The organism is Ramlibacter sp. AN1133 (assembly GCF_037890035.1).
Taxonomy (GTDB): domain Bacteria; phylum Pseudomonadota; class Gammaproteobacteria; order Burkholderiales; family Burkholderiaceae_C; genus Ramlibacter.
The window spans coordinates 33,575-49,833 of sequence record NZ_JBBKTQ010000026.1 but is presented as its reverse complement, the minus strand read 5'-3'; the positions used below and the strand labels follow the sequence as shown (position 1 = coordinate 49,833).

The 16,259-nt window shown below is 70.2% G+C and carries 19 protein-coding genes; 13 read left to right on the top strand and 6 right to left on the bottom strand.

All coding sequences use genetic code 11. The features are described 5' to 3' along the window. Window positions 1-32 precede the first annotated feature (32 nt). The 4 genes from WG923_RS25420 to WG923_RS25405 all read left to right on the top strand — a co-directional run bounded on the left by WG923_RS25420 (window position 33) and on the right by WG923_RS25405 (window position 4,102). Complete coding sequence (locus WG923_RS25420) at window positions 33-1,361, top strand: adenylosuccinate synthase (RefSeq protein ID WP_340353812.1); 1,329 nt, start codon at window positions 33-35, stop codon at window positions 1,359-1,361. A 15-nt stretch (window positions 1,362-1,376) separates the two neighbouring features. After that, on the top strand, window positions 1,377-1,901 hold the full coding sequence (locus tag WG923_RS25415; protein WP_340353811.1) for a phosphoribosyltransferase: 525 nt from the start codon (window positions 1,377-1,379) through the stop codon (window positions 1,899-1,901). Between the two features lie 157 nt (window positions 1,902-2,058). After that, complete coding sequence (locus WG923_RS25410) at window positions 2,059-3,273, top strand: PLP-dependent transferase (RefSeq protein ID WP_340353810.1); 1,215 nt, start codon at window positions 2,059-2,061, stop codon at window positions 3,271-3,273. Window positions 3,274-3,316: 43 nt separating this feature from the next. After that, on the top strand, window positions 3,317-4,102 hold the full coding sequence (locus tag WG923_RS25405) for a DUF2189 domain-containing protein (RefSeq protein ID WP_340353809.1): 786 nt from the start codon (window positions 3,317-3,319) through the stop codon (window positions 4,100-4,102). A gap of 144 nt (window positions 4,103-4,246) precedes the next feature. Here WG923_RS25405 and mnmH read toward each other — a convergent pair whose 3' ends face one another. Continuing rightward, window positions 4,247-5,302 carry a tRNA 2-selenouridine(34) synthase MnmH gene (mnmH, locus tag WG923_RS25400; protein ID WP_340353808.1) on the bottom strand — a complete coding sequence of 352 codons (1,056 nt, stop codon included), beginning with the start codon at window positions 5,300-5,302 and terminating at the stop codon, window positions 4,247-4,249. Window positions 5,303-5,384: 82 nt separating this feature from the next. After that, entirely contained in the window at window positions 5,385-6,023 is a 639-nt protein-coding gene (locus WG923_RS25395) for an arylesterase (RefSeq protein WP_340353807.1), read from the bottom strand. On the opposite strand from WG923_RS25395, the gene WG923_RS25390 reads away from it, so the two are divergent. The 8 genes from WG923_RS25390 (at window position 6,022) to WG923_RS25355 (ending at window position 12,235) form a co-directional block, all read left to right on the top strand. After that, complete coding sequence (locus tag WG923_RS25390; protein WP_340353806.1) at window positions 6,022-6,693, top strand: ABC transporter ATP-binding protein; 672 nt, start codon at window positions 6,022-6,024, stop codon at window positions 6,691-6,693. The genes WG923_RS25395 and WG923_RS25390 overlap by 2 nt on opposite strands. 47 nt (window positions 6,694-6,740) lie before the next feature. After that, window positions 6,741-7,574, top strand: coding sequence for a TauD/TfdA dioxygenase family protein (locus WG923_RS25385; protein WP_340353805.1), 834 nt, complete (start codon window positions 6,741-6,743; stop codon window positions 7,572-7,574). A 24-nt stretch (window positions 7,575-7,598) separates the two neighbouring features. Continuing rightward, a complete protein-coding gene (locus tag WG923_RS25380) occupies window positions 7,599-8,567 on the top strand; it encodes a Bug family tripartite tricarboxylate transporter substrate binding protein (protein ID WP_340353804.1) in 969 nt (322 codons plus the stop codon). Window positions 8,568-8,611: 44 nt separating this feature from the next. Further along, entirely contained in the window at window positions 8,612-9,355 is a 744-nt protein-coding gene (rlmB, locus tag WG923_RS25375; RefSeq protein ID WP_340353803.1) for a 23S rRNA (guanosine(2251)-2'-O)-methyltransferase RlmB, read from the top strand. Beyond that, window positions 9,352-10,476: an NAD(P)/FAD-dependent oxidoreductase gene (locus WG923_RS25370; protein ID WP_340353802.1), complete on the top strand. Its 1,125-nt coding sequence runs from the start codon at window positions 9,352-9,354 to the stop codon at window positions 10,474-10,476. The genes rlmB and WG923_RS25370 overlap by 4 nt, the downstream gene beginning before the upstream one ends. After that, window positions 10,473-11,192, top strand: a complete 720-nt coding sequence (locus tag WG923_RS25365) for an SIR2 family NAD-dependent protein deacylase (protein ID WP_340353801.1) — start codon at window positions 10,473-10,475, stop codon at window positions 11,190-11,192. The genes WG923_RS25370 and WG923_RS25365 overlap by 4 nt, the downstream gene beginning before the upstream one ends. A gap of 5 nt (window positions 11,193-11,197) precedes the next feature. Beyond that, the gene (locus WG923_RS25360; protein WP_340353800.1) at window positions 11,198-11,533 is read left to right on the top strand and encodes a hypothetical protein; all 336 of its coding nucleotides are present in this window, start codon (window positions 11,198-11,200) and stop codon (window positions 11,531-11,533) included. 87 nt (window positions 11,534-11,620) lie between these two features. Then, the gene (locus tag WG923_RS25355) at window positions 11,621-12,235 is read left to right on the top strand and encodes a 3-keto-disaccharide hydrolase (protein WP_340353799.1); all 615 of its coding nucleotides are present in this window, start codon (window positions 11,621-11,623) and stop codon (window positions 12,233-12,235) included. 92 nt (window positions 12,236-12,327) lie between these two features. On the opposite strand, the gene WG923_RS25350 is transcribed toward WG923_RS25355, so the two are convergent. The 4 genes from WG923_RS25350 to WG923_RS25335 are packed head-to-tail and all read right to left on the bottom strand — an operon-like array spanning window position 12,328 to window position 15,327. Further along, complete coding sequence (locus WG923_RS25350; protein ID WP_340353798.1) at window positions 12,328-12,903, bottom strand: chromate transporter; 576 nt, start codon at window positions 12,901-12,903, stop codon at window positions 12,328-12,330. Next, window positions 12,900-13,487 carry a chromate transporter gene (locus WG923_RS25345; protein WP_340353797.1) on the bottom strand — a complete coding sequence of 196 codons (588 nt, stop codon included), beginning with the start codon at window positions 13,485-13,487 and terminating at the stop codon, window positions 12,900-12,902. The genes WG923_RS25350 and WG923_RS25345 overlap by 4 nt, the downstream gene beginning before the upstream one ends. An 8-nt stretch (window positions 13,488-13,495) precedes the next feature. Further along, window positions 13,496-14,383, bottom strand: a complete 888-nt coding sequence (locus WG923_RS25340) for a DMT family transporter (protein WP_340353834.1) — start codon at window positions 14,381-14,383, stop codon at window positions 13,496-13,498. 8 nt (window positions 14,384-14,391) lie between these two features. Continuing rightward, a complete protein-coding gene (locus WG923_RS25335; RefSeq protein ID WP_340353796.1) occupies window positions 14,392-15,327 on the bottom strand; it encodes a bifunctional helix-turn-helix transcriptional regulator/GNAT family N-acetyltransferase in 936 nt (311 codons plus the stop codon). Between the two features lie 59 nt (window positions 15,328-15,386). Between WG923_RS25335 and WG923_RS25330 the strand changes: the two genes are divergently transcribed. Continuing rightward, window positions 15,387-16,253: an SMP-30/gluconolactonase/LRE family protein gene (locus WG923_RS25330; protein ID WP_340353795.1), complete on the top strand. Its 867-nt coding sequence runs from the start codon at window positions 15,387-15,389 to the stop codon at window positions 16,251-16,253. Window positions 16,254-16,259: the final 6 nt, after the last annotated feature.

Here is a 16,259-nt window from a genome sequence, read left to right as displayed (position 1 = left end):
TTTTCCCGGATTTTTTTCGAATGGCGACAGCGATGACGAAGACGAAGGGCCGCAATGTGGTCGTGGTCGGCACCCAGTGGGGCGACGAAGGCAAGGGCAAGCTCGTGGACTGGCTCACCGAGATGGCCCAGGGCGTGGTGCGCTTCCAGGGCGGGCACAACGCCGGGCACACGCTGGTGATCAACGGGGTGAAGACGGCGCTGCACCTGATCCCCAGCGGCATCATGCGCCCGGGCGTGAAGTGCTACATCGGCAACGGCGTCGTGCTGTCGCCGGCCAAGCTGCTCGAGGAGATCGCCAGCCTCGAGAAGGCCGGCGTGGAAGTGCGTTCCCGGCTGCGCATCAGCGAGGCCTGCCCGCTGATCCTGCCGTTCCACGCGGCGCTGGACCTGGCGCGCGAAACGCGGCGCGAGGAAGGCGGCACCGAGAAGATCGGCACCACCGGCCGCGGCATCGGCCCGGCCTACGAGGACAAGATCGCCCGCCGCGCGCTGCGCGTGCAGGACTTGAAGCACGCCGACCGCTTCGCCGAGAAGCTCAAGGAACTGCTGGACCTGCACAACTTCGTGCTGACGCAGTACCTGAAGTCGCCCGCCGTGGATTACCAGCAGGTGCTGGACGAGGCGCTGGCGCACGGCGAGCAGATCCGCCCGATGATGGCCGACGTGTCGCGCGAGCTGAACGAGGCCCACCTCCACGGCGACAACCTGCTGTTCGAAGGCGCGCAGGGCACGCTGCTGGACGTGGACCACGGCACCTATCCCTACGTCACTTCCAGCAACTGCGTGGCGGGCAATGCGGCGGCGGGCGCCGGCATCGGCCCGGGCATGCTGCACTACATCCTGGGCATCACCAAGGCCTACTGCACGCGCGTGGGCGGCGGCCCGTTTCCGACCGAGCTCGATTGGCAGACGCCCGGCACGGTGGGCTACCACCTCTCCACGGTGGGCGCGGAGAAGGGCGTGACCACGGGGCGTTCGCGCCGCTGCGGCTGGTTCGACGCCGCGCTGCTCAAGCGCAGCGCGCAGGTCAACGGCCTGTCGGGCCTGTGCATCACCAAGCTGGACGTGCTCGACGGCCTGAAGGAACTGCAGATCTGCACCGGCTACGAGCTCGATGGCCAGCACACCGACATCCTGCCGCTGGGGGCCGACGAGATTTCCCGCTGCAAGCCCGTCTACGAGACCATGGAGGGCTGGAGCGAATCGACCGTGGGCGTCACGCAGTTCGACAAGCTGCCGGTGAACGCGCGGCTGTACCTGCAGCGCATCGAGCAGGTCACGGGCGTGCCGGTCGATATCATTTCCACCAGCCCCGATCGTGAGCACACGATCATGATGCGCCACCCCTACCTGGCCTGAACGAGGATCCGAGCGATGTTGACGGAAGACGGCAAGCACCTGTACGTGAGCTACGACGAGTACCACAACCTGTGCGAGAAGCTCGCGATCAAGGTGTACCAGTCGGGGTGGCAGTTCGACACCATCCTGTGCCTGGCGCGCGGCGGCATGCGGCCGGGAGACATCCTCTCGCGCATCTTCGACGTGCCGCTGGCGATCATGTCGACGAGCTCGTACCGGGCCGAGGCCGGCACGGTGCAGGGCCACCTGGACATCGCGCACTACATCACGACGCCCAAGGGCGAGATCGCCGGCCGCGTGCTGCTGGTGGACGACCTGGCGGACTCGGGGCACACCCTGCACCGCGTGGTGGAGATGCTGCGCAGCAAGTACCCCGGCATCACCGAGCTGCGCAGCGCGGTGATCTGGACCAAGGGCATCTCGAAGTTCACGCCCGACTACTCGGTCGACTTCCTGTCCACCAACCCGTGGATCCACCAGCCCTTCGAGACCTACGACGCGATGCGGCCGGAGAAGCTGCTGGAGAAGTGGAAGGTCTGAAGGAGACAGGACTTCCGGACGCAGAGGACGCGAAGGGTACGCAGAGAGCGCAAAAGGAATCCCATTTATTGATGGCTGTTCTTTTGCGTCCTCTGCGTACCCTTTGCGTCCTCTGCGTCCGGCTGTCCGGTTTTCTGAGGCCGGGTACGATCCCGGCATGAGCAAGCCGGTCACCGACCTCATCCACCATCCCTACCAGCCTCCCGCCGGATTCAGCGCGCCGCAGCCGGGCGTGTTCAAGGCTTCGACGGTCATCTTTCCGGATACCGCCGCCCTGCGGGCCCGCGACTGGCGGCACAAGAACGGCTACACGTACGGGCTGCACGGCACGCCCACCACCTTCCTGCTGGAAGAGCGCATCGCCACGCTCGAAGGCGGCCTGCAATGCATCTTGGTGCCCAGCGGGCTGGCCTCGATCGCCAACGTGGGCATGGCACTGCTGAAGGCCGGCGACGAAGTCCTGCTGCCGGACAACGTCTACGGGCCCAGCCGCGCGCTCGCCGAGGGGGAGTTCAAGGGCTGGGGCATCACCCACCAGCTCTACGACCCGCTCAAGCCCGCCGATCTGGAAGCGCGCATCGGGCCGCACACGAAGCTCGTGTGGCTCGAGGCGCCCGGCTCGGTGACGATGGAGTTTCCCGACCTGCCGGCGCTGGTGCGCATCTGCCGCCGCCAGGGCGTGACCTGCGCACTGGACAACACCTGGGGGGCCGGCCTGGCGTTCAGCGCCTTCGACCTCGCGCCGGGCAGCGGCGAGACGCTCGCCGCCGACATTTCCGTGCACGCGCTCACGAAGTACCCGAGCGGCGGCGGCGACATCCTCATGGGCAGCATCGTCACGCGCGACGAGAAGCTGCACCAGCGCCTGAAGCTCACGCACATGCGCGTGGGCTGGGGCGTGGGCGGCAACGACGCGGAGGCTGTGCTGCGCTCGCTGCCCAGCCTGGCACTGCGCTATCGCGCGCACGACGAGAGCGCCCGCCGGCTCGCGCGCTGGTGCGCCGGCCGCGACGAGGTCGTGCAGGTGCTGCAGCCCGCGCTGGAGGGCGCGCCCGGGCACGAACACTGGCAGGCCCTGTGCGGCCGCGACGGCCTCGCCGCCGGCCTGTTCTCCATCGTCCTGCACGAGCGCTATTCCGCCGCGCAGGTCGACGCCTTCTGCGACGCGCTGAAGCTGTTCCGCCTCGGCTACTCCTGGGGCGGGCCGGTCAGCCTGGTCGTCCCGTACGACATCCCCTCGATGCGCAGCGCGCAGCTGGGCACCTGGAAGCACAAGGGCGTGCTGGTGCGCTTCTCGGTCGGCCTGGAGGCCACCGAGGACCTGCAGGCGGACCTCGAACAGGCCCTGACCGCCCTGCACCGACCCGGGTAAATCCCGGCTGGGCTGGCGCTCGGCCGCGGCTACGCTGCGGCCCATGGAGAACCCCGCCGGCATCCAGGCCAGCAAGCCCGTTCCCGCCCTGCCGCGGGTGCGCCGCATCGGCCTGGCCGCGCCGCTGCGCTGGCTGGCGCTGGGCGCGCGCGACCTCGTGGCGAATCCGGGCATCTCCGCCTTCTACGGCATCGCCTTCTGCGCGATGGCGGCGTGCATCGCCTCGATCTTCCGCCACAGCCCCGAGTACACGATGACCTTCGTCTCGGGCTGCCTGCTGGTGGGGCCCTTCCTCGCCATGGGCCTGTACGACGTGAGCCGCCGGCGCGAGCAGGGCCTGCCGGTGGCCTTCGGCGACTCGCTGACCTGCTGGGACAAGCACCTGGGCAGCATGGGCCTGCTGGTGCTGGTCCTGACGATCCTGGAGCTGCTGTGGGGCCGGGCGTCGCTGGTGGTGTTCGCGGTGTTCTTCAACACCGGCATGCCGTCCACCGCGAGCGTGCTGGAGGCGGTGTTCAACCCCCGAAACTGGGAGTTCCTGGCCGTCTACGTGGCGGTGGGCGGGGTGTTCGCGGGGTTGGTGTTCTGCACCACGGTGGTGGCCATCCCCATGATCCTGGACCGCGACACCGACGCGATCACGGCCGGCCTGACCAGTTTCCGCGTGGTGCTGGAGAACCTCGCCGCGATGCTGTTCTGGGGCGCGCTGGTGGTGGCGCTGACGCTGCTGGCGCTGTGGCCGTGGACGCTGGGCATCCTGGTGGCGGGGCCTTGGCTGGGGCATGCGACGTGGCATGCGTACCGCGATGCCGTCGCGTGGGATTCGTAGGCAGTCGAAAAGCGGACTGCCGGACGCAGAGGACGCGAAGGGTACGCAGAGGACGCAAAAGAACATCCATCAATAAGATGTTTCTTGTCTTCCTTTTGCGCCCTCTGCGTACCCTTTGCGTCCTCTGCGTCCGGCTGTCGGTCTTCAGCGTTCGACCAGTTCGCGCGCGAGTTCAGCCATCGCACCCGGGCTCCGATCCCTCGGCGCGATCGCCCGCGCGTCCGTGAACTGCCTGAAGTTGCGCTGCGTCGAGCCGGCATAGCCCGGGTCGTAGTGCTTGACCAGCAGCTCGCGCACCACCGGCTCGATGTCGCCCGCGCGCACCTGCTGCTGCCAGGCCTGCACCTGCTCGCGTCCGCGCAGTTGCGTCAGGGCTTCCAGCCGCTCGCAGAACAGGTCGCGGTCGCGGCTGAAGAAGTCGTAGTCCTCCAGCAGCAGCTTCACCCGCTCGTCGTCCGGCAGGTCCAGCCGCAGGCAGGGGCTGGCGCGCATGGCCTCGATCAGCGAATCCGGCACGGCCACGTTGCCGACCTTCTTGCTCTCGCTCTCCACGTACACCGGCCGCGCCGGATCGAAGCCGCGCAGCTTCTCCCACACCAGCGTGTCGAAGCGCTTCTGCGTGGGCTGCGGCTGCCCCGGGATCAGGCCCAGCACCGAACTGCGGTGGCTGGCCAGCGCTTCCAGGTCCAGCACCTGGGCGCCCGCGGCTTCCAGGGCCTGCAGCAGGCGCGTCTTGCCCGAGCCCGTGGGCCCGCACACCACGCGGTACTGCAGGCGGGTGGCGAGCGCCGGAAGTTCGGCCAGCAGCGCCCCGCGGAAGGCCTTGTAGCCGCCCTCGACCAGGTGCACCTGGAAGCCGATCTGCCCCAGCACCAGGGAGAGCGAGCCGCTGCGCTGGCCGCCGCGCCAGCAGTACACCAGCGGCTTCCAGTCCTTGGGCTTGTCCATCACCTCCCGCTCGATGTGGCGGGCGATGTTGGCGGCGACCAGCGCGGCGCCGCGCTTGCGCGCCTCGAACGGGCTGACCTGCTTGTACATCGTGCCGACTTCGTGCCGCTGGGCGTTGTCCAGCGAGGGCCAGTTCACCGCCTGCGGCAGGTGGTCCTCGGCGTACTCGGCTTCGCTGCGCGCATCGATGACCGCATCGAAGTCGGCCAGCCGCGCGATCGCGTCCGCCGCCGGAATGGGCCGCACGCTCATTGCAATGCCCCCACGCTTGTCACTTCGTGTTCTGCGCTGCCCCCCGAGGGGGCCTTCGCGCCTTCGGGCGGCCGTGCGGCGCTCATTTCAACTGCTTCTTCAACTCGGGCCAGACGTTGTCCAGCATCCGCGGCTGCGCCTCTTCGCTCGGGTGGATGCGGTCGGCCTGGAACAGCTTGAGCGGATCGGGCGCGTCGGCGATGCCTTCGAGCAGGAAGGGCACCAGGCCTGCCTGGTGGCGTCTGGCCACCTGCGCGAACAGGTCCGAGAACTGCCTGGCGTAGGCGCTGCCGTAGTTCGGCGGCACCTGCATGCCCACCAGCAGCACCCGCGCGCCGGCCTTGCGCGCCAGGTCCGCCATCTGCGACAGGTTCTCGCCGGTCTGCGCCAGCGGCAAGCCGCGCAGGGCGTCGTTGCCTCCCAGCTCGATCACCACGTGCGTCGGCTTGTGCTGCTGCAGCAGTGCCGGCAGGCGCGAGCGGCCGCCGGACGTGGTGTCGCCGCTGATGCTGGCGTTGACCACCCTGGCGGGGATCTTCTCCCTGGCCAGCCGCTGTTCGAGCAGCGGCACCCAGCCGGTGCCCCGCTTCAGGCCATACTCGGCGCTCAGCGAATCGCCCACCACCATGATCACCGGGGTGCCGGCGGCGAAAGCCCCGCCGGCCGCGCCCACCAGGGCGGCAGCGATAAAGTCACGCCGCCTCCACGTCCCAAGCCGCATGTCAGAACCCATCATCTCCGTAGAACACGTTTACAAATCCGTCACCGATTCGACGGGCACCCTGGAGATTCTCCGCGATATCGATTTCTCCCTCGCGGCGCGGGAAACGGCGGCGATCGTGGGCGCCTCCGGCTCGGGCAAGAGCACGCTGCTGTCGATCATCGCGGGCCTGGATACGCCCACCCGCGGCACCGTGCGCTTGGCGGGACAGGACCTGTTCGCGATCGACGAGGACGCGCGCGCCGAGCTGCGGGCCCACCAGGTCGGCTTCGTGTTCCAGAGCTTCCAGCTGCTGGGCAACCTCTCGGCCCTGGAGAACGTGATGCTGCCGCTCGAATTGGCCGGCCGGCGCGATGCGCGCAAGGCCGCCACCGAGATGATGGGGCGCGTGGGCCTGGGCGAACGGCTGGGCCAGTATCCGCGCGTGCTCTCTGGCGGCGAACAGCAGCGCGTGGCCCTGGCGCGCGCCTTCGTGGTCCGGCCCGCGGTGCTGCTGGCGGACGAGCCGACCGGCAGCCTCGATTTCGCCACCGGCGAGACGGTGATGGAGCTCATGTTCGCGCTGAACCGGGAGCAGGGCACGACCCTGGTGCTGGTGACGCACGACCGCGCCATCGCCGAGCGCTGCGAGCGCCGCATCACCATCGAGGCCGGCCGCATCGCCGCCTGAGGGATTCCCACATTCCGGCGCGGGCAGGGCGCCGTTAGCATGCATCCATGTCCGAATTCGCAGTCAAGCGCGTGGCCGGCGCCCTGGGCGCGGAGATCCTGGGGGTCGACCTGGCCCGGGACCTCGACGACCGCCTCGCCGCCCGCATCCGCCAGGCCTTCCTGGAGCACCAGGTCATCTTCTTCCGCAACCAGGACCTCACGCCGCCGCAGTTCCAGCGCTTCGCGCAGGCGATGGGCCAGCCCGTCGAATACCCGTTCGTCAAGGGACTGGACGGCCACCCGGTGATCATCGAGGTCAAGAAGCTCGAACACGAGCGCACCAACTTCGGCGGCATCTGGCACTCCGACACCACGTACCTGGAGCAGCCGCCCATGGGCTCGATGCTGCTCGCGCGCGAGCTGCCGCCCTTCGGCGGCGACACGCTGTTCGCGAGCCAGTACGCCGCCTACGAGGCGCTGTCCGAAGGCATGCGCAGGCTGCTCGATCCGCTGCGCGCGATCAGCAGTTCGGCCAAGGCGGACGTGTCCAAGACGCGCGAGGACCGCATTGCCTCCGACGGCCGCGCCGACGCGAGGAAGGACTACGTCGCCTCGCACCCCGTGGTGCGCACCCATCCCGAGACCGGCCGCAAGGCCCTGTACGTGAACGTGGCGCACACCGTGCGCTTCGACGGCCTGACGGAGGAGGAAAGCGCGCCGCTGCTGCAGTTCCTGTTCCAGCACCAGGTGCGGCCCGAGTTCACCTGTCGCTTCGCCTGGCAGCCCGGCTCGCTCGCGTTCTGGGACAACCGCTGCGTGCAGCACAACCCGGTCAACGACTACCACGGCTACCGCCGCCTGATGCACCGCATCACCCTTGCCGGCGACACGCCGCGCTGACGCTTTCCCTCCAGGAGTCCGAACATGTTCGTGCAACGATTCGCAGCGCTGCTGCTGCTGGCGGCCTGTGCCGCCGGCCCCGCTGGCGCCCAGTCCTTTCCCCACAAGCCGGTGAAGCTGGTCGTGCCGCAGACGCCCGGCGGCGCCTCCGACGCCTTGGCGCGCATCGTCGGCCAGAAGCTGTCGGAGCGCTGGGGCCAGCCGGTGGTGGTGGAAAACAAGCCCGGCGCCGGCGGCAACCTCGGCACCGATTTCGTGGCCAAGTCGCCGGCCGACGGCTACACGCTCCTCATGAGCTACGTCGGCACGCAGGCGATCAACGGCAGCCTCTACAAGTCGCTGCCCTACGACCCGTACAAGGACTTCGTGACGATCGCGACGGTCGCCACGGTGCCGTTCGCGCTGGTGGTCAACCAGAACTTCCCGCCGAAATCGGTGGCCGAACTGGTCGCCTACGCGAAGGCGCACCCGGGCCAGGTGAACTTCGGCTCCGCCGGCAACGGCTCGCTCAACCAGCTGCTGGGCGAGATGGTGAACATGAGCCAGGGGATCAAGCTGGTCCACGTGCCGTACAAGGGCGCGGCCGGGGCGCTGACCGACACCATCGCCGGCCAGATCCAGATGACCTTCTCCAGCCTGCCCTCGGTGGCCGGCCACATCCGCAGCGACAAGCTGCGGGCGCTGGCGGTGACGGGCGCCCACCGCTCGGCCACCTTCCCGAACGTGCCCACGCTGGGCGAGGCCGGGCTGCAGGGCTTCGAGCTGAGCCCCTGGTTCGGCCTGCTGGCCCCGGCCGGCACCCCCGACGCCGTGGTGAAGAAGATCAATGCCGACGTGGCCGATGTGTTGCGCGACCGCGACCTTCTCGACAAGTTCGCGGCCAACGGGGCGGACCCCTACGCCACTTCGCCCGACCAGTTCGCACGGGTGCTGGCCAACGACATCCAGCGCTGGTCGCAGGTGGTGCGGACCTCGGGTGCCCGCATCGACTGATCCGGTGACAGACAGGTAAGGCCAAGGCGGGATAATCCCGCCCAATGTCGTCTTCCCCGAAAGTCCTGTTCGGCTTCCATGCCGTGGGCGTGCGGCTGCGTACCGCGCCGAAATCCATCGTCGAGCTTTATGTGGAGGCATCGCGCAGGGATGCGCGCATGCGCCAGTTCCTGCACAAGGCCCAGGAGGCCGGCCTGCGGCCGATCGAGGCCGACGGGCTGCGCCTGTCCCGGCTGGCCGGCAGCGCCGGCCACCAGGGCGTGGTGGCGCGCGTCGAGCCGCTGCCCGTCACCCACTCGCTGGACGACCTGCTGGATGCCCTGAAGGAGCCGCCCCTGCTGCTGGTGCTCGACGGCGTGACGGACCCGCACAACCTGGGCGCCTGCCTGCGCGTGGCCGACGGCGCCGGCGCGCACGCGGTGATCGCGCCCAAGGACCATGCGGTGGGCATCAATGCGACCGTCGCCAAGGTCGCCAGCGGCGCCGCCGAGACGGTGCCGTACTTCATGGTCACCAATCTGGCCCGCACGATGGGCGAGCTGAAGGAGCGCAACATCTGGTGCCTGGGCCTGAGCGACGAGGCCACGCAGACCCTGTACGAGGCGGACCTGAAAACGGCCACGGCGCTGGTGCTGGGCGCCGAAGGCACCGGCCTGCGCCAGCTCACGCGCAAGACCTGCGATGCGCTGGTCTCCATCCCCATGCTGGGCGCGGTGGAGAGCCTCAACGTGTCGGTGGCCAGCGGCATCTGCCTGTACGAGGCGGTGCGCCAGCGGGGGGGCCGGTGATCTACGACCTCGTCGTCGTGGGGGCGAGCTTCGCCGGCCTGGCCTGCGCGCGCGCGGCCGCCCTGGCGGGTTCGCGCGTGCTGGTGATCGACAAGAAGCCCGATGCGGGCGCGCGCCTGCACACCACCGGCATGATCGTCAAGGACGCGGTCGACTCGATCCCGTGGCTGCGCGACGTCCCCGGCGAACTGGTGCGCCGCATCGAAGGCGTGCGCTTCTACGCGCCCAACCTCAAGTACTTGAACCTGCATGCGCCCGGCTACTACTTCTGGGCCACGGACGTGCCGCGCCTCATGCAGTGGATGGTCGGCATCGCGCAGGCGGCGGGCGCGGAGGTGCGCTTCGGGGCGCTGTTCACGTCGGTCGGCCGCGAGCGCGAGCACGATCCCTGGTCGGTGGTGCTGGGCACGGGGGAGACGGTGCTGTGCCACTACATCGTCGGGGCCGACGGGCCGCACTCGCGCGTGGCCAAGTCGCTGGGCCTGTCGCAGAACCGGCAGTTCCTGTTCGGCGTGGAGCACGAATACGCGCAGGCCGACCTCGAGCCGAACTACCTGCACTGCTTCATCGACTCGGAACTCGCGCCGGGCTACATCGGCTGGGGCTTCGCCGGCGTCGGCGTGACGCAGGTGGGGCTGGCGCGGCGCGTCACGCCCGGCTCGCGGCAGGGGCGCGTGGACCTCGCCGCCTTCCTGCGCAAGACCGAAGGCTGCGTGACGCCGCACGGCACGCCGATCTCGATTCGCGCCGGCATGATCCCCTGCGGCGGCCGGCTGCCGCACGTGGCGCGCCCCGGCGCGCTGCTGGTGGGCGACGCCGCGGGACTGGTCTCGCCGGCCACGGCGGGCGGGATCCATTCGGCCCTGCGCTTCGGCGAGGAGGCCGGGGTGGCGGTGGCGCGCTTCATCGCCGGCAAGGCGCCGGATCCCGCGACCTGGCTGCCGCGCCAGTACCCCACCTACCGCCTCAAGCGGGCGATGCGCGCGGTGTTCGAATGGACCCAGGGCGATTGGACGTACAACTGGCTGCTGCGCACGCGCGCCATGCGCGGCGTCTGCGAGCGGGTCTATTTCCATTCGAAGGGCACGCCGATCCTGCGCAGCGGCACGGGGCCGGGATGAAGCCGCAGCAGGTGCGCGAGTGGGTGCGCGCGGCGCGCCGCATCGTGGTGCTGAGCGGCGCGGGCATGAGCGCCGAATCCGGCGTGCCCACCTTCCGCGACGCGCAGACGGGCCTGTGGGCGAAGTTCCGGCCGGAGGAACTCGCGACCGAGGAGGCCTTCCGCGCGCGGCCGCAGATGGTGTGGGACTGGTATGCCGCGCGGCGGGAGAGCCTGGCGAAGGTGGAACCCAACGCGGGCCACCATGCGATCGCCGCGTTCCAGCAGCGGCACCCGGGGCGCCTCACCGTCGTCACGCAGAACGTCGACGGCCTGCACCAGAGGGCAGGTTCGCCCGGCGTGCTGGCGCTGCACGGCTCTATCCTCGAAGACCGATGGCTGGAGGCCCCGCGGCCCTGCTGCGCGGGGGCCGAACCCTTGCCGGGCCGGCCGCCGCGTTGCGGGGTGTGCGGCAACCTGCGCCGTCCCGCCGTGGTGTGGTTCGGCGAGATGCTGCCGGCGCGCGAACTGGCCGCCGCGGAAGATGCTGCCGCGGCCTGCGACCTGATGCTGGTGGTGGGGACCTCGGGCGTGGTCTATCCGGCGGCGGGACTGGCGCGTGCCACCCAAGGGCGTGTCGTGATCGTGAACCCGCAGGCGAGCGAGCTCGACGACGCCGCCGATGCGGTGCTGCGCGGCACGGCCGCCGCCCTGCTGCCCGAGTTGCTGGAGGACTGACGACGATGAAGACGATTCTTGCGGCGCTGGCCTGCGCGGCCCTCGCCCTGGCGGGCTGCACCCAGGAGCAGCAGAACAAGCTGGGGCGCTCGGTGCAGAACTGGACCGGCACCAACGGCGTGCTGGAGATCTATGCCGGCGACAAGCTGGTGCGGCGCTTCGTGCGCGTCGACAAGCTCAGTACCGGGCTGGGCACCGACGACGACCAGCCGCGCGCCTACCGCTATGGCTACGGCGTGCTCGACGAGAACCTCAATTTCGTGGCGGATCCGGGCGAGAAGAAGGTGTACTTCGAGGTCGGCGGCTACGCGAGCTACGTCTTCTTCGAGAATCCGCGCTAGTTCTTCCTCTCTTGCGCCGGGCCGCGGAACGCCTCCAAGATTCGCCGCACGCGCATTCCAGCGCGGGGCAGAACAAGGAGAACCCAGATGAAGAATCGCACCGCCGTGGCCCTCGCCGCGGCAGCCCTGGCCGCCACCCTGGGCGGCTGCGCCCAGATGCAATCGATGATGCCCGGCAGCGGATGGACCACGCTGATCGAAGGCACGCGCGGCATGGAGAACTTCCGCCGCGTCGGCGAAGCGAACTGGACGGCCACGGACGGCGCCATCCAGGCCAACGCCGGCGGCAAGGACCCGGCCTACCTCGTGACCCACAACAGCTATCGCGACTTCATGCTGCGGGCGGAATTCTGGGCCAGCGACGACGCCAACAGCGGCATCTTCCTGCGCTGCCAGAACCCCAACGTGATCACGGACGAGAACTGCTACGAGGCCAACATCTTCGACCAGCGGCCGGACCCGAGCTATGCCACGGGGGCCATCGTGAAGGTGGCGAAAGTCCCCGCGACCTTCCAGCGCGCCGGCGGCAAGTGGAACACCTACGAGATCACCGCCCAGGGCGACCACCTGGTCGTGGTGCTCAACGGGCAGAAGACCGTGGACATCCGCGAAGACGCCCGCAAGTTCGGCGGCGGCCCCATCGGCCTGCAGTGGGGCCGCGGCACGATCAAGTGGCGCAAGGTGGAGATCAAGCCGCTGTGATCAGCGGCCGGCGCGTAGGCTGGCGGTGACGCGCGGAACGCCGGAACCCCAGCGATGCGGCGGTGGAGCGAAGCGCAACCCCGGCGCTTCCTTCACAGCCACCCCACCCACCCCAGGATCGCCCCCGCCCCCAGCAGCCACAGGAGATGCACCCGCGTCTTCCACACCACCAGCGCCGACACGATCGTCACCGCCCACGTCGGCCAGTTCTCCAGCACGTAGCCGTTCCCGGTGGTGAGGATCCACCCCGTCGCCACCAGCAGCGCGATCACCAGCGGCGCCATGCCCTGCTTGAACGCGCGCACCGCGCGCAGGTCGCGGTTGCGGTGGCTCCACTGCGACGTGAGGTACACCACGACCGAACTGGGCAGCATGATGCCCAGCAGGCACAGCATCATCCCCAGCAGCGCGGTCCACAGGCTGCCGGCGTTGAGCCCCACGTTCCATCCCATGAGCGCCGTGAACAGCACGTTGGGCCCCGGCGCCGCCTGCGCGATCGAGATCGACGCGCTGAACTGCGGATCCGTGAGCCAGCCCTTTTCCTGCACCAGGAAGCGGTGCATGTCCGGCGCCGTCGTGATCGCGCCGCCCACGCACAGCATCGACAGCGACAGGTAGTGCACCAGCAGCGACACCCAGTCGCCGGCGTTCAGCACGATCGGGTTCATCCGAGCTTCCGGTACGCCAGCATGCAGGACAGGCCGCCCAGCGCGAGCAGCACCCAGAACAGCGGCAGCTTGAACCACGCGATGGCGACGAAGGCCGCCACGCCCAGCGCCGCCGACAGCGGCACGCCCAGCACGTTCTTCTTCAGCGCCGGCATCAGCTTCAGGCCGGTGGCGGTGATCAGGCCGGCGGCCACCGCGCCCATGCCGCGCACGGCGCCGGCCATGTGCGGGCTGGACGCGAATTCCGCATAGACCAGCGCCAGGGCGAGCACCACCAGCAGCGGAAAGGTGATCATCCCTGCCACCGCCGCCAGCGCCCCGGTGAAGCCGAAGTAGCGCGAACCGAGCGTGATCGACAGGTTGATCACGTTGGGGCCCGGCATGATCTGCGCCACGGCCCATTCCTCGACGAATTCCTCGCGCGTCATCCAGCGCTTGTTCTCCACCAGTTCGCGCTGCACCACGGCGAGCACGCCGCCGAAGCCCTGCAGGGCCAGCAGCGTGAAGGAGACGAAGAGATCGGTGCGGGAGCGGGGGCGGGCCAGCGGTGCGGCGTCCGCGGCGGCATCGAAAGTGGACGACATCCCCTCGATTATCGGGGGGCTGCCGGTCGTTTGCCCGGCGAGGGTCTTGTCGTCGCCAACCACAGGCCGGCCGCGATCAGGGCCAGCGCCGCCAGCAGGAGTGGCGGCAGCGGTTCGCCCAGCAGGGCCCATGCGAGCACCGCGGCCGTCACCGGATTGAGCGCCAGGAAGACCGTGACGCGCGTCGGCGCCTCGTGCTTGAGCGCGTGCAGCCACCAGAAGTAACCCACGCCGCTGGCCAGCCCGATGAAAGCCACCACGGCCCAGGCCGTGCCGCCGAGGGCCAACACGCGCGTGGGCCACCCTTCCGCCAGCGCCGCGGCGGCCAGGAACAGCACCGAGGCCAGCATCGCGAAGGCCGACACCGGCACGGTCGGATAGCGTTGCAGGTAGGGCCGGTACAGCACGCTGCACAGCGCGCCCACGCAGGCCGACGCGAAGACGGCCAGCTCGCCCCACCAGCTGCCGCGCCCGGCACCCTGCAGCTTGGGCGCGAGCGCCAGCGCCACCCCGGCGATCGACAGCAGCACGCCGGCGAAGAGGCGCAAGGTGATGCGCTCGCTGCCCAGCGCGGCCCCGAGCAGCAGCGTGACCAGCGGGAACAGGCTGAAGATCAGCGCGGCCGGCGCGGCGGCGACGTGCTGCAGGCCCCAGTTCAGGAGCGCGATCAGGATCGCGAACTGCCCGGTGCCGAGAGCGGCCATGGCCCACAGGTCCCGCGCCGGCGGCATGGCGGTCGTGCCGCGCAACGCGCCCAGTGCGAAGGGCAGCAGGCACAGGAAGCCCACCGCATAGCGCAGCAGCGCCAGCGTCAGCGGCGGCACCTCGGCCACGACCGAACGCGAGGCCACGATCGCCGCGCCCACCAGCACGCCGGACCCTGCCGCCGCGAGCAGGGCGCGGTTCAGAGCCTGAGCTCCCAGGTTTCGGCGACCAGCTCGCGGCCGAAGGCGGTGTACGGTTCGCTCTCCTTGAGCACGAAGCCGCGGCTCGCATAGATGCTGCGGGCGGCCGTGAGGATGCTCTGCGTCCACAGCACGATCCTGCGGTAGCCCTTCGCCCGCGCGAAGGCGGTGCATTCGTCGGTGAGGCGCCCGCCCAGCCCGAGGCCGCGCGCCTCCGGCCGCAGGATCAGCAGGCGCAGCTTGGCGACGGTGGCCGACTTGCGCACCAGGAACACGCTGCCGGCGCGCTCGCCGTCGACCTCCGCGATCCAGCCCCTTTCCCATGCGGGATCGAAGTCGCGCAGGTACTTCGCCGCGACGTCGGCGACCAGCGCCTCGAACTGCGCGTCGAAGCCGTACTCGCGCGCGTAGAGCTCACCATGCATCTGCACCACCCAGCCGAGGTCGCCGGGGCGCGGGTCGCGCAGGACGACGCGGCGTTCGGCGGCGCTTGCGGGTTCCAGCAGCCGCTGCACGGTGTCCATCGCGGCGATCAGGCGCGGCCGCGCAGCCGGCGGCACGGCGGCCAGCAGGGCCGCGGCCTCGTCGCGCGACTTCTGCTGCAGCGGCGCGAAGGTGGCGTAGCCGGCCTCGGTGAGCCGCAGCAGGCTCTGGCGCGCGTCGTGCGGCGCCGTCTCGCGCGCGAGCCAGCCGGCGTGCTCGAAGCGGCGCAGGATGCGGCTGAGATATCCGGCGTCGAGCTCCAGGTCGCGCACGAGGTCGCGCGCGGCCAGGGGCGGCCGGTGCGCGAGCTCGTACAGCACGCGCACCTCGGTCAACGTGAAGTCGGAGTCGAGGTAGCGCTTGAGGATGCCGATGCGCTGCGTGTAGAAGCGGTTGAACGCGCGCACCGCCTTCACGTGCGAGCGGGCCACGCGGGGGGAGGGGCGGGACATGCGCGGCAGTGTCCGGGAAATGCTTGCCGGAGTCAACGATCGGGGGCTATGCTGCGGGCATGAGCGAGCCCGCACTGCAAGCCTTCGCCACCGGCCTGGCCTTCCCGGAGGCGCCGCGCTGGCACGCGGGGGCGCTGTGGTTCTCCGACTTCTACCTGCAGCGCGTGTGCCGCGCCACGGCGGACGGCGACGTGCGCACCGTGGTCGAACTGGACGACCAGCCCTCCGGCCTGGGATGGCTGCCCGACGGCCGCCTGCTGGTCGTCGCCATGCACCGGCGGCAGGTCCTGCGGCTGGATCCGGAGGGGCTGCGGGTGCACGCGGATCTCTCCGGCCTCGTGGCCTGGCCCTGCAACGACATGCTGGTCGATGCGCAGGGCCGCGCCTACGTCGGCAATTTCGGCTTCGACCTGCATGCGAAGGCGCCCTTCGCGCCGACGGTGCTGGTGCTCGTGGCCCCCGACGGCGCGACACGCGTGGTCGCCGACGACCTGCACTTTCCGAACGGCATGGCGCTGGGCGCCGACGGCCGCACGCTGATCGTGGCCGAGAGCTACGGCAAGCGCCTCACCGCCTTCGACGTGGAGGAAGACGGCGGGCTGCGCGACCGGCGCGTCTGGGCGCGCTTCGAGGAGAAGGGCGTTGCGCCGGACGGCATCTGCCTCGACGCCGAGGGCGCCGTCTGGATGGCGTCGCCGGTGAGCCGCGAGGTGCTGCGGGTGCGCGAAGGCGGCGCGATCACGCACCGCATCCCGACCGGCGAACAGGCGACGGCCTGCGCCATCGGCGGCGAAGACGGCGGCAGCCTGTTCGTCACCACGGGGCGCGTGATGGTCACGCCGGAGCAGTCGCGCCGCGCCCGCGGCGGCGCCGTGCTGCGCATGCCCCTTCCGGCGACCCTCCCGCGCTTTGCCGCAGGGGGCTGAACATCC

What these genes read in the sequence shown, in the direction of transcription:
- WG923_RS25420 (WP_340353812.1), top strand. Translation starts at nt 33, where the DNA reads ATGACGAAGACGAAGGGCCGCAATGTGGTCGTGGTCGGCACCCAGTGG.
- WG923_RS25415 (WP_340353811.1), top strand. Translation starts at nt 1,377, where the DNA reads ATGTTGACGGAAGACGGCAAGCACCTGTACGTGAGCTACGACGAGTAC.
- WG923_RS25410 (WP_340353810.1), top strand. Translation starts at nt 2,059, where the DNA reads ATGAGCAAGCCGGTCACCGACCTCATCCACCATCCCTACCAGCCTCCC.
- WG923_RS25405 (WP_340353809.1), top strand. Translation starts at nt 3,317, where the DNA reads ATGGAGAACCCCGCCGGCATCCAGGCCAGCAAGCCCGTTCCCGCCCTG.
- mnmH (WP_340353808.1), bottom strand. Translation starts at nt 5,302, where the DNA reads ATGAGCGTGCGGCCCATTCCGGCGGCGGACGCGATCGCGCGGCTGGCC.
- WG923_RS25390 (WP_340353806.1), top strand. Translation starts at nt 6,022, where the DNA reads ATGTCAGAACCCATCATCTCCGTAGAACACGTTTACAAATCCGTCACC.
- WG923_RS25395 (WP_340353807.1), bottom strand. Translation starts at nt 6,023, where the DNA reads ATGCGGCTTGGGACGTGGAGGCGGCGTGACTTTATCGCTGCCGCCCTG.
- WG923_RS25385 (WP_340353805.1), top strand. Translation starts at nt 6,741, where the DNA reads ATGTCCGAATTCGCAGTCAAGCGCGTGGCCGGCGCCCTGGGCGCGGAG.
- WG923_RS25380 (WP_340353804.1), top strand. Translation starts at nt 7,599, where the DNA reads ATGTTCGTGCAACGATTCGCAGCGCTGCTGCTGCTGGCGGCCTGTGCC.
- rlmB (WP_340353803.1), top strand. Translation starts at nt 8,612, where the DNA reads ATGTCGTCTTCCCCGAAAGTCCTGTTCGGCTTCCATGCCGTGGGCGTG.
- WG923_RS25365 (WP_340353801.1), top strand. Translation starts at nt 10,473, where the DNA reads ATGAAGCCGCAGCAGGTGCGCGAGTGGGTGCGCGCGGCGCGCCGCATC.
- WG923_RS25360 (WP_340353800.1), top strand. Translation starts at nt 11,198, where the DNA reads ATGAAGACGATTCTTGCGGCGCTGGCCTGCGCGGCCCTCGCCCTGGCG.
- WG923_RS25355 (WP_340353799.1), top strand. Translation starts at nt 11,621, where the DNA reads ATGAAGAATCGCACCGCCGTGGCCCTCGCCGCGGCAGCCCTGGCCGCC.
- WG923_RS25350 (WP_340353798.1), bottom strand. Translation starts at nt 12,903, where the DNA reads ATGAACCCGATCGTGCTGAACGCCGGCGACTGGGTGTCGCTGCTGGTG.
- WG923_RS25345 (WP_340353797.1), bottom strand. Translation starts at nt 13,487, where the DNA reads ATGTCGTCCACTTTCGATGCCGCCGCGGACGCCGCACCGCTGGCCCGC.
- WG923_RS25335 (WP_340353796.1), bottom strand. Translation starts at nt 15,327, where the DNA reads ATGTCCCGCCCCTCCCCCCGCGTGGCCCGCTCGCACGTGAAGGCGGTG.
- WG923_RS25330 (WP_340353795.1), top strand. Translation starts at nt 15,387, where the DNA reads ATGAGCGAGCCCGCACTGCAAGCCTTCGCCACCGGCCTGGCCTTCCCG.